This is a genomic window from Pedobacter sp. PLR, assembly GCF_026239675.1.
Classification (GTDB): domain Bacteria; phylum Bacteroidota; class Bacteroidia; order Sphingobacteriales; family Sphingobacteriaceae; genus Pedobacter.
Genome location: NZ_JAPIVQ010000005.1, coordinates 271108 through 287206, shown reverse-complemented (window position 1 = coordinate 287206; position 16099 = coordinate 271108). Strand labels below are relative to the sequence as shown.

Sequence of the window (16099 nt, the reverse complement as noted above, 5' to 3'; positions counted from 1 at the left end):
AATCTTAGGCTTAGAAAAATTACTCAGGCTTCACAAAAACATAGGTGGCATTTGCATCTACCGGAATGCTGGTAAATGGCAGGGAACTGAATGGTATATTTTTCCTTTTGAAGTAGAAGAACAGCTGTCCTTCAGCGATAAACTCTTTTTGGTATTCTCTCCTGATTTCCACATTTAAACTGTCGGTGCTCAATGCTGTCAGCGTGTATTTTGGTAAATTCCGATGTATTCTCACCGTATCCAGCAAAGCGGTAGCGGTTACTGCATCCCTGGCATTTACGGCACATTCGGCAGCGATATAATACATTTCTGTTAAACGGATCATGGGGAAAGAGGTTTTCGAGCCCAAAACCGCAAACTTCCTGGGCATGAATGGGGAGCCTGTTCCCAATCCGGTTAAAGGATCAACGAATGACTTTCTCCAGTCTGCAATTACGCCACTCCCGGTTGCATATAGAGCCGTTTGATTTGCCGCAGAAAAGCCCAGTTTTGCCTGTCCGCCCAATACTGCTTTATGAAATACCGGAGCCTGAGAAATGTAGAGGCTGAACATGTTTTCAGCAGGAAAAAACACATCAGTACTATTTTTAGCTAATGCGAGCTTATTGCTGTTGATAATGGCATTGGAATAATCCGATGCCTTTTTATAATCACCCTTATACAGGTACAATCGGGCTAGCACTCCTTTTACAATTAAATTATTGATTCGATAATTCGTGATATCCTTCGTATCCAGTAAACTTTCGGCATTTGTTAGGTCTTCCTCACATTGATCCAATCCTGCTCCTACTGTTCCCGCTATTGTATTTGTAGCGTTGATGGTGGTGACATAAGGAATTCCTGGTGCTGAAAGCGTTCCGGCAGCCGGTGCGGCTGCAAATAAGCGCAGTAAATCAAAATGCAAATACGCCCTTAAAGCCAAAGCTTCCCCTTTAATTCTCTGGTAATTATTCCCGGTAAAAAGGTTTTTCTTACGTTCTAAATTGATCAGCAGGTTATTCAGGTTGGCAATCGACTGGTACATATTTGACCAAACCTTAGTAGAATAAACCCTTAAAGATGGATCCTGAAGGTTATATCGGGCACTTTGATAAAACAAACCACCGATACTTTCATTGAGGTTCAGGTCGTAACTTCTACCCAATAAAGACAATACGCCTACGGTCAGGTCCCGTCCATAAAGAGATTCTGCTCCCATTTGCAGGTACACACCTGTTAAGGCTTCCTGAAATCCTTTTTCGGTAGAAAAGATAATGGATTCATCCACCTGCAAAGGTTCAGGTGTGTTGTTTATCCATTTTTTACAGGATGCAGTGCTGAGTAGGATACCTAACCCTGCAACAGCAATTATTTTGATTCTTAAATTTTGCATGAAACTGATTTTGAACATTTAAAAATTTGCATTTAAAGAGAAGGTATAGTTGCGTTGGAAGGGATAATAGATTCCGCGTTCCATTTCTGCACCGCCCAATTCAAATGCATTGTTCAGGATACATCTAATGCCTATGTTTTTAGCGTTAATTTTATTCGCCAGCATTTTTGGCAAGGTGTAGCCTAACATGATGGAAGCACATTGAAGGCGATCGTCCTTTTGTACCATTCTGGTGGTTGCATAGGTTGGCGCGTTCAGCAATCCATTTATAGCTAGCGGTTTATAGATAAATGGAGCACCTGACTGGGACCAGCGATCTGAATTTGCCCTGCGGTCCACATTATAATTGAGGTCGGCATTCTCCAACCTATCTGTTAAAGTTTGGTTGTATACTTTTGCCCCCAGTTGATAACTAAAATAGATGCCGGCAGAAAACTGTCTGAAAGTAGCGTCTGTACCAAATGAGCCGGTCAGTGCTGGCAATAGATCCCCTGCCATAATTTTATCATTTGCATCCCATACCGTTGTGCCCGATCCATCCTTTTTCTGGAAAAGCTCCTTCCCGGTTTGCGGGTCGATTCCTAATGATCTTACGGCCCAGATGGCGGTAGGTGAATAACCGATCAGGTATTGGTGCTGAAGTCTGGTTTGATCAGCAGTAATATTGTTATCCTTATTCAAGGCCAGTAAATGCGGGGCAACTTCAGTCACCTTATCCTTGTTCCACATCCCGTTTAGCCGCAGGCTCCAGTTCAGGTTATTTTTGGTTGATTTATAAATCGCAGCAACCGCATTAAACTCCAGTCCTTTGTTGGAGATGCTACCGTAATTCTGATAGTAAGCATATTTAACAAAACCGGTAGAAAGTGCGGAAACATCAGGGAGAATCAGTTTGCTGGTTTTTTGCTTGTAAAAATCTAAACTCAGCGCAAACCTGTTGTCAAATACAGCGAGGTCTAAGCCAATGTTTTGTTTAAAGGTTTGTGGCGACTGTAGATTATCATTCGCATAACCTGTTAAATAATTGCCCAGACCACGACCGATGATTCCTGTGCCATTGCCAGCAGGTATGTATTGTTGATTGGTAAAGTAATTATAAGTGGTTCTGTTCAGGTACGACAAGAAATACTGATTCCCTGTTAAGCCAACACTCCCTCTGATTTTCAGCTTATTGATCCAGCTCAGCTGTTCCATAAAGCTTTCGCGCTGCGCATTCCAGGAAAGTCCGGCAGCCCAGAAACGGGCATTGCTGTTTTCCCCGATTGCCGAATGCAGGTCGTTAGCTCCGGATAAATCCAGCTGATATCGCTCCGCATAGCTATATACAAAATTGGCAAAGGTAGAGGCGTAACGCGTTACAATTTTCCCTACCTCAGGTTTCTTGTTCAGATAACCAACTCCAAAAGCAATATCTGCTAAGCGGTCAACATTAAAACCCTGTACAATTAAACCTGTAGATTCGCTGGAGGTTTGAATTAGATTCTGACCTGCGGTAGCATATACTTCATGCTGTCCAAACTTGTTATGGTATTGTAAGCGCAATCCCCCTTCTACATTTAAAAATGCATTTGAGGTATAATCATAGGAGCCCCGGGTAAACAGATTGTCGACCGATACTTCCGCAAAAGCAGTATGATTCGGAGGTAAAAAGTAATTCAGTTCATCAATCTGTTTATTAATACCTATAATTCCATTCAGCTGTAGTTTTTCATTGAACACCAAATTCATATTGGTCACATTACTGATCCTGGAATAATCTGCCGCATCAGTGGTGGCCAGTGTCGTATTGTAAGCAGGATTCAAATAATTAGTGACCTTTCCAGCCAGTGTTACCTGTTCTAAAACCTTTTGCATTTTTCCGGTTACCGGATCATAGGGACTCCAGTAAGGATTCAGCTTTACATAGTTATCAAATGATCCATAAGCTGAATTTGCAGCCGAAGCAGAGAGATAAGAAAATTGGTTACTAAAAGAGAATGATTTGAAACGGCCTCCAAAGTAAGCGCCCAATTCAGTGGTCTTTCTATAAGAACCTTTCATGCTGCCCTGTTTATCGTTGTAAGCAGCGCTGATACTATATACCATATCATCATTTCCCCCACTCAGGTTCAGGGAATGCTTCATTCCAATACCCTGACGCAGGGGTATTTCGAGCCAATTGGTATTTACACCTTTATGATAGGCCTGATCGTAGCGTTGCTCATAAAAAGGTTTTAAGTCGCCGGCATACAGGCCTGCTTTATTTTCCAGGTCAAGTTTCTCTTTAGCGTTTAAGACCTGGTAAGAAGAAATATCCGCCGAAGCAATTTGCAACTCCGATACCAGCCCTACATTTAGCAATCCCCGTTGTGGCTTTAAGGTTTTAATCACAATCACACCGTTTCCTCCCCGCATGCCATAACTTGCGGTGGCCACCGCATCTTTTAATACGGTTACACTGTGGATTCTGTTGATATCATAATCCATGGCGGTTTGCAGACTCACCTGGTTGCCATCCATGATCACCACAGGGCTACCCGATGAAAGGATATTTGCTGCAATATAATCTCCTGAAGAAGGAGCTAACTGAACACCAAACTTAGCTGTTTCATTATTTGCAATCGTAGCAGAATAAGGAAAGGTATTTGTCCCTCTTAATCTAACTTCCGGAATTGCATTTGGATTTCCACCAACATTATTATTTCTGAATACCACCAGGGAAGGCACATAATACTTTAAGGCATCGAATAAGTTGAGGACATTAATGCTGCGCAACTCCTCTCCACTAACGGTTTCTGCTGCTCCGGAAAACAGGGCATCTGGTCTACTGTAAAAACCAGTGTTTACGATTGAGCCATCGGCTGCTTCGGTACTCTTCTGCAGGAAGACAGACATTGTGCCCCTGCGCAGCTTTTTCACTAAGCCATAATATCCCGGTTTCCTGAAAACAACGACAGAATCTTTATCGATATTTTCAAAAACGGCAATACCACCATAGGTATATTTTGATTGAATTCCGATTACTATTCTAACACTGTCTAATAAAGCCAGGTTGTCCATATCCTTAACAGTAAGAATTACCTCTGGGTTTTGCCGGCTGGTGTCAACAACCTTTTTCGGAATTTTTAGATTTTGCTTTTGCGCAAAACCTGTTTGAGGACTCAGGTAAATACTTACCAAAGTGAACAAGCCAAACACTTTTAGTTTCATTGAATAGTTAGGTTGGTATAGGTTAGTTTGAATAGTTTTAAAAAACTATTGAACTACCAAAAATATACTACCAGAAACTGAAATGAAATGGAGAATCTCGGGAAATAACTGGATTATGCTTTGAAAAAGCTGGATGAAAATGAGAGAACCGACCGCAACTCCATATGCTTAAAAGTAATATCATGCAGCGTTGAAGTTAACGATGCATGATATTTAGCTGAATTATCAGTACAATAAATTCGTTCCACTTTGGGGTAAGGGATTACATCATACCGTACTATCTCTAACCTGATTACAACAGGGTTACCCGGAGATCGGGATGGACTAATACTTTAACTGACGTACCTGCTTTAACCTCCACCTTAGGCCAGTTTAAAAATGCAGTATAGCTCAATGGTTTTAAAGCCTGCCTGTCATTTTCAGCCATGAGCGAGACCTTTGCATCATAACCTGTTGGATTGCTCAGCTGAAGGATTATTCCGGTTGAACTACCCGGCTGAATCTCTGCTTTAACATGATCAAAAACATAAACCTTTTGCTGATCCATATTCAGGTAAATGCCCGGTAATTCCAGCGCCATCAACATGCCGTTGGTTTCTGTCCAGGAGTTTCTCGTATTGATGAAATTACCGATACTGCTTTTTCCTTCCGCATCACTGAGCTGAATCCTTTCCATGGAAGAACCTACCTGACCATTGGTAGTCAGGTGTTCCGGCATATTTACGGCTTCCGCATGCGCATGTTGGATATCTCTGATTAAATCAGCATACCTGATATTACCCGTTGCGCGAAACAACTTAAAGATATAATCACCCGAAGCGGTACAAATACCAGGAGCCGCATGTTTGTTTTGGATACTTGCCCAGATCGCACCGGCCATATTGCTTTTGAGCTTTCCGATCGCACTGTTTTCAGGAAAAACAGGATCGTAAGAGAAGGTCCAGGTAGCGCCTAATGCAGCCTGAACTTCGGCTTTATCTAACCATTCCTTTTGACCAGTATAATAGTACAAAGCCATCAACGATTCTAAAAACCCAAATGCAGATTCTGAATCCGCGTCTTGAGAGATATCCCCGCAATGACCGCCTGTTAATCCCTGCTTTTCTACATCACGTTTATAATAGAATCTGGCTGCATCCTGTGCCACTTTCATCCATTCTTTATTTTTGAAATAATCGGATGCCATAGCTAATCCAGCAGGCACAATAGCTCCTGCCGTAGAATTAAACACGGCAATTTCACCGGTTTCCGGAGCAATGTACTGACCGAACTCTCCGTCTTTTTTCCAGGTCCGGACAAAGGCAGTGGCCAGTTTTTTGGCTGCATCTTCCCATTCCGGTTTAACGCTTGTTGAATAGCCCTGCGCTTTTAACAATTCCATATGTTTGATCAGCCATAATAAGACGTCGGCATTTTTCCTGACCATGGCCTGAAGCGGCTTAAATTCCGCGTTCATTTTTTCTGGTCTCAGGTCGCCATTGGCTGTAATTCCACCATAGAAATACCCGCTTTTTCCCTGCAGTTTTTTTACCACGAAATCCAGTTCAGCAATGACCCGATCGCGTTCCTTTTTATCATTAAGGGCTAACATTGGGTAAGTATTCATCATTCCGCTCACCCAGCCCAGCTGAAAATCCATATTGTTTTCCGGCTTGTAATAAGCACCGGCGGGAACCTCCACAAAATTCCCTTTACAGATATCGGTAGCAGCCTCGAATAACTTACTCATCGGCAATATATTCCTGGGATGATTTGCTCCGGAAAACTCCTTACGGACTTCCATGAATTTCTTTAACAAGTCAGGAATATTAGCGGCCTTGAAAACATAAACCATGAAAGCGAGGTTTACTTCATCACCGGCCTTCCAGTCCGGCGCCAGATCATTACTCAAATGAAAATCACCAAAACCCGGAGCCATTTTACGTACTGCTGGTGCAGAGACACTAAAAGCACAACTGTCTTTTCTTTTGTTCTCCGCAATGGTCAATCCATTCCCGCCTAATCTGGTTTGCTGGGTAGTCAAAACGATAAAACCTTTCTTTTCCTTTTCAGAAAAGAAACACATCGCCGGTGTTGCTGTATTTCCGGTTTCCAGTTCAATCAAAGAAGCTACTCCTGCCTGATTAGAAAGTCTGGGGTTGTTAGAAATAGTCAATGCTACCGCAGGATTGTAATACATATCCTTTGGATAAGGAGGCTCATAGCCATTTCCAATGGAGCGGTAACGATTGCCATTATAAACCGATGCAGGAACCAGCACATAGTTTTCCTGATTCCAGTTACTAAAATCAAAAGAAACGGAAACTGCCGAAGCTTTAGCGACACCCGTATTCAGCTGAAAGGAAGCCGAAAGCTCCATCACTTCGGGACGCCCGGAAACCGGGGCTGCATTAAGCTGCAAGCGCCAGTCGCCGGTTTTTGTTTTCAGGGAGTTCCCCTGAAACACTTGTTCACTAAGCAATTCTGTTCCATTGAATTCTTTTACCGCGCAAGTTAATGACCCGTTTAATTGCTTTAAAAATTGATTAAACGAGGGTTGGCTTTCCTGTGCCAATGCCTGTATTCCATTGGCAAAGCATAGAAAACCTATACAAATTAAATTTATCTTGTTCATTTTTGTGTTTTTAGGATCACAGAAAACTGTTAATTTTTCTGTTTGATGGTAAACCAGCTAAATCCTCCGGCAGGAATACTCAAATTAATCACAGTCTCTTGTTTTTCATTAAGTGCTAAATTACTGACCATACCATTTTGATCTGTTAAGCCAGCTTCGCCCTTAATTCCGGTATAATATAAAGGCAGCTTCATCTGTTTTGAAATGGCTTTATCGGTTGGATTAAACACCACCAACATTCCCTTTTCCTCCAGATCTGCATTGACATGAAGCATGGCATCCAAATCTCTTCCCGTTGGCCGGGAAACATGAATGATATCAGAAATCAGGATTGAACGGTGTTTTTTAAACCAGTTGACCCATTTAGCAACCATAGCCTTGGTTTCAGGGGTATCGTAAAGGCGGTTTCCCCTAACTGTGAACTGGCAGCCACTAGCCAGGTGCTGGAACAAAGCAAGTTCATAACGGTCTAAATTTTCGGCAAGTGGTTCTAAACCTACCCTCGAATCATTGGTGTAAAAACCGACCAATTGTAAGGACATCCAGCCCATGGTAGGTGCTTTATGCCAGGTGCCATCATAAATATATTGGCGTCCTAACAGCAATTGCTGTTGTGGTGTTAAATTGGCACTGGCTTCTCGATAGCCCATTCCTGTTGCCGATTGTCCATTCAGAAAATACCAGTCCGGAATTGGCGCATACATATTTCTACGTTGCAGTTCATGAAGTACACGCACCTGTTGTTTCCACTGTTGCCATTGAGAATCGTAAAGGTTATGGTGATATTTATGGTCGGTAGCGGCACATACATCGCCATGATAAGGCCCATCCATATTGTAAGTCATCAGGCCGGTATTATCGAAAAACTCCCACATTTTGGTATAGTATACATCTTGCCAATCACTGGCAATGCACACACTTTGTCCGAATAAACTGCCTGGTTTCCGGGTTACCGGATCGATGCAATCGTATTGTGCGCCTCTGCCTCTGGAGGCTACCTGCAATTCATATCCACCCATCACCACACCTTTAGCAGCAGCATAAGCGGCAATATCCTTCCATAAAGCTACATAAGCAGTATCCAGGTTATCATGCGCAATACCGGGCCAGGCCATAATATCCAGTCTTTCAAATCCCAGTTCTCCCATTTGGTTGATGAAATTTTTAAGCGTTGGCTTATCATGGGAGGTGATCCCTCCGGTGATTAAAGATTCTGTAACCTGTGGTGCTAATTTCCTGTAGAATCTACGGTGTGCCAGACTCTGCCGCTCGCGATCGTCATTGTCTTGCAACAACTCAAAAGTGGTAAAAGAAGTAAATTGTGCGTTGCTATTCAGGGTTTCCGATGGTCCCATTGGCACCCGGCTAACCAGTAGATTATGGTGTGGAAAGCCCAGAAACTTATCTTCTGCCTGATTGTGGGATGCCCAGGTATGATACTCTCCATCTATCCTCCAGGAAGTGGTACTCTCACCAGTCTGATAAGCTGGTGGCGCTTCCTTATAATGCATCAGCGCTCCTCCCTCCCTATCCGCATTGGCCAATGCAAAGGAATAATCACTCTCCACATGAATGCGTTTTACCTGATCCTGATTGATGGCTAAGACCTCACACTCTGTTTCCCGTATTACAAATGAGGAATCGGTATTATTCCTGATCGTAAGCCATTTGGCGATGACTGGCATCCCTTCATACAATTCGTAATGAACTGTAATCTCCACTTTATCTTTCCAGTTATTTTTATTACGGGGCGCCTGATAGTGCATGAGCACATGAAGACCTTTTGGTGGCCAGTCCGTGTGAACAGCATTATATTTTTGCTGCCATGGGTACCGGGCAACCGGCTTGATCACCTCAATACCTGTAAAACGAAAAGCGGAGGGTTCAGCAATTAACTCCGGATACCAGCTCTCCATGAGATAGGATTTTTCCGGTTGCCCGCTCAATCCGCCGATATCATACCAGGTACTGTCGATCATCACCCTTGCTTCAGGCTTAATTGCTCTTAAATATTGGGCATCATTATATTCGTTTTTAAAGCCTACACAGGCAAGATTTTCTGCAATATAGAATTCCCTGCTCAGTAAGCCATTGGTCAACAATAGCTTTGCAGATAACTGATCTGATCCTTTTTTCATTAACAATTGCACCGGAGTATTTACCGGATGAACCAACCAGTCTGTTGGATTTGGGTTGGCCAGCGGAAAATCCTTCACCTTCACAATGGCTGGATTTTTTGCCAGTGTTTCCATTAATGCGGTTTGCTCCCCCGTTGCTTCTCTTTGCTTTTTTGCAAGCTGTTTGCCGTTAAATAACAAATGTTTAGCCGCGTCAAATTTCAGTTTATTCAAGTTGCTTAACCTGATTTCATAGATTAATCCATCAAAATAATACTGTTTAGCCAAGGCTCCGATGGAGAAATTGGGTGCTATCGATTTAGCCTGAGGTAATTTATCCAGCACTTTTAAGCCATTGGCCAATACAGAAACGGTTTTACCATCATTAACCAGAGCCAGGTGAATCCAGGTGCCTGGATTTACTGTTGCAATGGCACCAGGGGCTTCTTTTCCATCGATTATCAGGACCCATTGCGCTCCCTTTTGCATCAGGATATAACCTGCTTTATCATCACCATAAGCCATAGCGGCACCTTTATTTCCGGCCTCTTGCTGCCCGCGTTGCCGGTTATTGGCTTGAAACCAACCTTCTAATACAAATGGGCTGGCCGACTGATCAGGCAGTGCAGCCGTACTATAGCTACCCTGGTCTTTAAAAGAGATTGCCCCTTCCCCATTTAATTTTTTATCAGCAGGTGCATCAGCGAAGAAAACCGGCTGTCCATTTTTTTTTAAATCTTGTCCTTTACCGCTCAAATCCTTTAATAAATCAGGAGAGCTGACATAAGATATTGCACCTGAACGTCCCATATTGTAATGGGCGCTGATCAGTTGCTGTGCATTTGCAGTTATGGCCTGTGTAAAAAGTAAAACAACAGGCAACACCATACATCTGCTTATTTTTTTTAAACAAGGCATCAATAAGGATATATTAAGAGTAGTTAAAAATATTATTTGTGACCAATAGCATACTGAATACCACCTAATAAGTGTTTCAGGTAATTCGGGTCAGTATAAGATTCTTCGGTATGTCCGAGTTCGGTATACCAGGAACGGCCTCCATCATAAGTATGGTACCATGCCATAGGATGCAGGTCTCCATTTATACCACCTGTATAAGATTTCTCATCAATAGTGATCAATACTTTCAGGTCTTTATGAATATCTTTGAAATTGTACCATTCATCTTTACGCGTCCAAACCGCCGGAAGGTGTTTAGTGGAAATGTGTGTGCGATCTATCACGTTTAAGGTAGCCATCTGTTGTTGAGGATGACTTACAAAATAAGCCCCTACCAGTTTTCCATACCAGGGCCAGTTGTACTCTGTATCTGTAGCCGCGTGGACACCAACAAATCCTCTACCACTATGTATATATTTTTCGAAGCTGGCTTTTTGAGCAGGATTAAATACGTCACCTGTAGTCGATAAAAATACTACCGCAGCATATTTTTTCAATACCTCATTGCTAAAGTAAGCCGAATTTTCAGTGGTATCCACCAAAAAGCCATTTTCCTTTCCTAATTTCATGATCGCAGCCTTTCCGGCTGCTATTGCACTATGCCTGAATCCTTGCGTTTTGGAAAACACCAGAATACGTGGTTTTACAGGACTAATATTGGCGGCTCGCAATACCAGCGATACCGAAAAAAAACATATGAATAAAATTAGCTTTCTCATTGGAGCATATTTTGTTAATGGTCATGTACCTATCCTCAGCATACCTCCTGAAATTTACAGGGAATGCTGAGGATAGGCACTTTAGGTTGAATTTGAAAAGATCTATTAATTCCAGGCCCAGGATTTATCCCCCTTTTTATAAGGAACACTGCCTTCAAACCGGCCAGGTGCAGCCACATAGCGCATGGCCTGTGTAGCGCCTACTTCAGAAGTAAAATATCCGAAGAAAGCCAGTTGCTTCATCATGGTAAAGTAGTGCGAAGGTAAACTGGTGAAATTTTTGTCTTTTTTTCGTTCTATCTCTTCTAAACTACCCTTGCTGGCCTGGTAGTCTTTTGCCTCTTTATCCATGGCGAGTATCAGCGCTAATCTTTGCGCAGCAGTCGCTTTTATAAACGCCATACCATGCATTTTTTCGCTGGCAGCATTCAGTTTCGCAATCCCCTCCACAAAAACTTTCTGATCTTTTTCCTGATAACAATCATCTACGATAACGGTCATAAATGAGCCCACCTTTGCCGCTTTAGCCCCCGGACTTTTGGCGGTATCAGGTAACATCGTATCTGCAACCAGGTCTAAAAATTCCTCATCCTGCTGACTGAACAATGTATTAATTTTTCTTTTTTCAGGACTGCAGCCAGTAAGTAAGCTATTACCGCCAATCATAGCACCGCCAGTTAGCAATGCGATCATTTTTAAAAGTTCTCTTCTATCCATAAGATCAGCTGTTATTTTTCTTCAATTCAGTGACGGCATAATCTACTGCTCTGGCGGTTAAAGCCATGTAAGTAAGTGATGGATTCTGACAGGCGGATGAAGTCATGCAGGCACCGTCGGTCACATATACATTCGTACAGTCCCATACCTGGTTCCATTTATTCAAAACAGAGGTTTTGGGATCTCTGCCCATCCTTGCGGTTCCCATTTCATGGATTCCATGTCCTAAAGCATGACCACCATCGTAGGTGCTGACATTTTTCACACCTGAAGCTTCCAACATGGCGCGCATCTCTTCCAGCATATCTTTACGCATTTTCAGTTCATTCTCCTTCAGTTCCGCATCCATATTCAAAACAGGTAATCCCCATTTGTCTTTCACATTTTTATCTAATGAAACTTTATTTTCATGATAGGGAAGGATTTCACCGAAGCCGGTTGCGCCAATTGTCCATTGACCTGGCTCGGTCAAGGCATCTTTCAATTCGCCACCAAGATTTAATTCGGCAATCTCTCTGCCCCAGCCTTGTCGGCCAGCGCCTCCCTGATACCCAAAACCACGCAGATAATCTCTCTTATCTCCGCCTAAATTCACAAACCTTGGAATGTAGAATCCATTGGCTCTTCTACCATATACATATTGGTCTTCGTATCCATCCACTGTTCCGGAAGCACCTATATTGTAGTGGTGATCCATCACATTATGTCCCAGTTCACCACTGCTGCTCCCCATTCCACCTGGCCAGACCTCAGTAGCGGAGTTCATCAATATCCAGGCTGTATTCAAGGTAGATGCGCAAAGGAAAACGATCTTACTTTTAAACTCGTAGGTTTGGTTTGTTTCGGTATCCAATACCTCCACTCCTGTTGCTTTTTTTGTATTTTGATCATACAAAACCTCCTTTACTAAGGAATAAGGACGTACAGTCAGGTTTCCGGTTTTCATTGCCGCGGGTAAAGTAGAAGATTGCGTACTAAAATATCCGCCAAAAGGGCATCCTTCCCAGCATCTGTTTCTAAACTGGCATTTTGTTCTGCCGGGAATTGCAGCCGTAAGATTGGCCACCCTCCCGATAATTAAATGCCGTTTTTCATGGTATTCTTTTTTTATTCTTTCTGCGATGTCTTTTTCCACGCAGTTTAACTCCATCGGTGGCAAAAACTGACCATCAGGCAATTGTGGAAGATGCTCAATAGAGCCGCTGATTCCTGCAAATTTCTCTACATGGTCATACCATGGGGCAAGATCATCATAACCAATTGGCCAGGGAACCCCAACATTATCTTTCTCATTGGCTTCGAAATCCATCGGACTCCAACGGTAAGATTGCCTTCCCCATAAGATAGAACGGCCCCCCATGCGGTAACTACGCCACCAGGTAAAAGGCTTCGTTTCAGTATAAGGACAATCCTTTTCATTTGCCCAGCCATCCATTACTTCTTCGGCAGCTGCCCAGCCCCTATGTATCACCGGATAGTTCTTTTTCTGTTCCTGTGTCGTACGACCACGATGTTCCAGTTCCCATGGGTTTTTCTGCGCGGTCTTATAATCTTTAACATGATCATAAGGTCCTCCGCGTTCCAACATGAGCACTTTTAGTCCTTTTTCACAGAGTTCTTTTGCGGCCCAACCTCCGCTTATGCCAGAACCAACAACAATTGCATCATAGGTATTATCTTCCATAATCAGCGCTTATTAAAACTTCATTCATATAAATAAATTTGTGTGTTATTTAATTAAAATCTTGTCCGCCCTTATCCTTAACTCTAATTTTAAATCTACATGATTACATAGCGCCTATTCAACTGTTATTTATTTAAAAAAATATGCTATCCGATCAAGCTTTACATTAAATAACTCTATTTTAGGTCAAAATAGCAGACAACCACCACACAAATCGCTTAAATGAAAACACTAATACAAAAGATTTATGTTGAAGAACATCATTCCTTTGCTTGCCGGACCTACAGAACGCCTCATTTTGAAACAGCATGGCACAAACATCTGGAATGTGAATTGATCCTGATCACGGAAGGGAATGGCACTGCACTGATTGGTGATTATATCGGAGAATATAAGCAAGGGGATATATTTTTCCTCCACACCAATGTACCTCATTGGTTCAGGAAACTGCACAAAAACACAATTGGCAGTGCCATAGTCATTCATTTCTTAAATGACTTCTGGGGTATGGGATTTCTGTCCTTACCGGAGATGCAACCTATAGCGAAGTTGTTAGCAGACAAAAACACAGGCATTCAGTTGCAGGGTGGTTTATCAAATGATATAGCTGCACTAATCAGACAACTCGAACATGCCGAAGGCATGGATCGTATACAACTATTACTAAGTTCCCTGCTAAAAATCAGCAATTCAGTGGAACAAAAAGTCATTACTATGGCCAGCAGTACATTGGGCAACCCGGAAGAAAACTCAGTGATTGAGACCGTCATAGATTACTCCTTTAAACATTTTCTGAGTCCAATTTCCCTGAATGAAATTGCCGCGATTACCAATATGTCTGTTCCTGCATTTTGCCGTTTCTTTAAACGGAACATCAAAAAAAGCTATATTGATTTTATTAAAGAGATCAGAATTGGTCATGCCTGTAAACTGTTAAGAGAAACCGACCGGTCAATTTTAGACATCTGTTACAATAGTGGCTATAATAGCTGGGCGAACTTTAGTAAACAATTTAAAGTGGTGTCAAAGATTACACCTTCCCAATATAGGAAACAGCATAAAAAATAAGAGCTTTTCGAATGGAAAAGCTCTTATTTTACGTTTTTAGTTCCCTATAGGAACTTCTTTATCATCAAAACGAAACCAATTGAAATCTGCGTAGCCGGAAATACCAGCATCCTCCGTACTGTAGTTAAACAGGGCAAAGCGATTGGCAGTCCAGTCTAAGCCCAGCCCCATATTTAAGATATTGCCAATAGTCTGATATTTTTTCCCATCGGTACTATAGGCAAAAACAGCCTTGTATCCAATGTGTGTTGTACTCGCCTTAACCCAGATTTTATTCCCTTTAAAAGGAATGGTAGTCACTATGCTGTCGGCATTGATCATCACAATAGATTTCTTACCTGCTTTTTGCTGAACAGCCACAAAAGCATAAGGAAACTGAAAAATACCAAAACCGGCAACATTTCCATCCTTCAGTGCAGTAACATCCATTTCGACGGTGCCAGTTGAGTTTGGCCCCTGCACTCTTTGCGTAAGCGTATTTCTGGCTTCCGATAGTTTTGTCGCTTTTCCTGCTTTTAAACGTAAATAACCTTTGCGCTCGCTAAGAGACCATTTTTGATCATCCGGATTATGGTTCCATTGCCATTGTAAGCCAAGCCTGATTGTGTTAAATTCGTCGGATGTTGCCGGAACTACAATTGGGTAAGTTTTGCCAACATCAGGTTTTTTATAAGTTTCCACTCCTTTTCCTTTAACGCCCAACATTGGCCAGCCATCTACCCAGGTAACCGGCTCCAGGTTAGGTACACGACCTATCGGACCACGATCCTGCATGATGATGAACCACCAGCTGCCATCTTTCAATTGTACCATCCCACCCTGATGTAAACCATTACCAGGATACGTATGGTCGTCGTTGATGACTTCCTTTGCCTCATAAGGACCATAAATATTATCCGCTCTCAAACAAATCTGTCTGCCTGTGGTACCTCCGGTAGAGCCCAGCAGATAATAACGGCCATTTACTTTATACAAATGGGCTCCTTCCAGATAAGGGAATTTGCGGTTATTATAGATTTCCTTTTGAGGAGTTTTTACGGATAAAGCATCTTCATTTAATTCGGTGATGAACAGCTTCTCTTGTCCATGTGCTACATATACCTTACCATCATCGTCAAAAAACAATCCCGGATCATACATGTATTCTTTAAAAATGGTTCTTGTCCATGGCCCCGCCGCATCTTTAGCCGTACATATGGAGAAATGGCCTGGTTCCGTGCGGGAGATATTTGGGGTACAAAAACCAACATAAAATGTACCCTTGTTGTGGCGAATGGTATTTGCCCAGGAACCTTTCAGGTAGGCATTGCCACCTTTCATATCATAACGTGGATCTCCCTCATATTTTGGCACCGCATAACTGATCATTTCCCAGTTTACCAAATCCTTAGATCTGGCCACCGGACTACCAGGAACATAATGCATACTGGTAGAGATAAAATAAAAATCGTCTTCTACCCGAATGATATCGGGATCCGGCCAATCTCCCCACATCAATGGGTTAGTAAAGGTTCCATTGCCATTATCAGGAGTATAAACTGTTGTTTTTTTTGTCTGGGCAACCAATGTATGTGCCCCTATCAGGAATAAAAAAAGTAATAAGTGTTTCTTCATTAAAATTTAATTTCGGTATAATGGTTTAGTTTGATCAGGTTAAAA

At 42.4% G+C, this 16099-nt stretch carries 9 protein-coding genes; 1 reads left to right on the top strand and 8 read right to left on the bottom strand.

Annotated features, from left to right (window positions below; genetic code table 11):
* Window positions 1-19: 19 nt before the first annotated feature.
* From OQX61_RS14345 to OQX61_RS14315, 7 genes are all read right to left on the bottom strand, one after another.
* Entirely contained in the window at window positions 20-1372 is a 1353-nt protein-coding gene (locus tag OQX61_RS14345) for a RagB/SusD family nutrient uptake outer membrane protein (protein ID WP_265842439.1), read from the bottom strand.
* Window positions 1373-1390: 18 nt separating this feature from the next.
* On the bottom strand, window positions 1391-4561 hold the full coding sequence (locus OQX61_RS14340) for a SusC/RagA family TonB-linked outer membrane protein (protein WP_265842438.1): 3171 nt from the start codon (window positions 4559-4561) through the stop codon (window positions 1391-1393).
* Window positions 4562-4853: 292 nt separating this feature from the next.
* Window positions 4854-7175: a hypothetical protein gene (locus OQX61_RS14335; protein WP_265842437.1), complete on the bottom strand. Its 2322-nt coding sequence runs from the start codon at window positions 7173-7175 to the stop codon at window positions 4854-4856.
* A gap of 29 nt (window positions 7176-7204) precedes the next feature.
* The gene (locus OQX61_RS14330) at window positions 7205-10210 is read right to left on the bottom strand and encodes a LamG-like jellyroll fold domain-containing protein (protein ID WP_265842436.1); all 3006 of its coding nucleotides are present in this window, start codon (window positions 10208-10210) and stop codon (window positions 7205-7207) included.
* Between the two features lie 32 nt (window positions 10211-10242).
* Window positions 10243-10971, bottom strand: a complete 729-nt coding sequence (locus OQX61_RS14325) for a ThuA domain-containing protein (protein ID WP_265842435.1) — start codon at window positions 10969-10971, stop codon at window positions 10243-10245.
* Between the two features lie 105 nt (window positions 10972-11076).
* A complete protein-coding gene (locus tag OQX61_RS14320; RefSeq protein WP_265842434.1) occupies window positions 11077-11688 on the bottom strand; it encodes a gluconate 2-dehydrogenase subunit 3 family protein in 612 nt (203 codons plus the stop codon).
* A gap of 4 nt (window positions 11689-11692) precedes the next feature.
* Window positions 11693-13372, bottom strand: coding sequence for a GMC family oxidoreductase (locus tag OQX61_RS14315; RefSeq protein ID WP_265842433.1), 1680 nt, complete (start codon window positions 13370-13372; stop codon window positions 11693-11695).
* A gap of 222 nt (window positions 13373-13594) precedes the next feature.
* Between OQX61_RS14315 and OQX61_RS14310 the strand changes: the two genes are divergently transcribed.
* A complete protein-coding gene (locus tag OQX61_RS14310) occupies window positions 13595-14440 on the top strand; it encodes an AraC family transcriptional regulator (RefSeq protein ID WP_265842432.1) in 846 nt (281 codons plus the stop codon).
* A gap of 36 nt (window positions 14441-14476) precedes the next feature.
* On the opposite strand, the gene OQX61_RS14305 is transcribed toward OQX61_RS14310, so the two are convergent.
* On the bottom strand, window positions 14477-16054 hold the full coding sequence (locus OQX61_RS14305) for a glycoside hydrolase 43 family protein (RefSeq protein WP_265842431.1): 1578 nt from the start codon (window positions 16052-16054) through the stop codon (window positions 14477-14479).
* Between the last annotated feature and the right edge of the window lie 45 nt (window positions 16055-16099).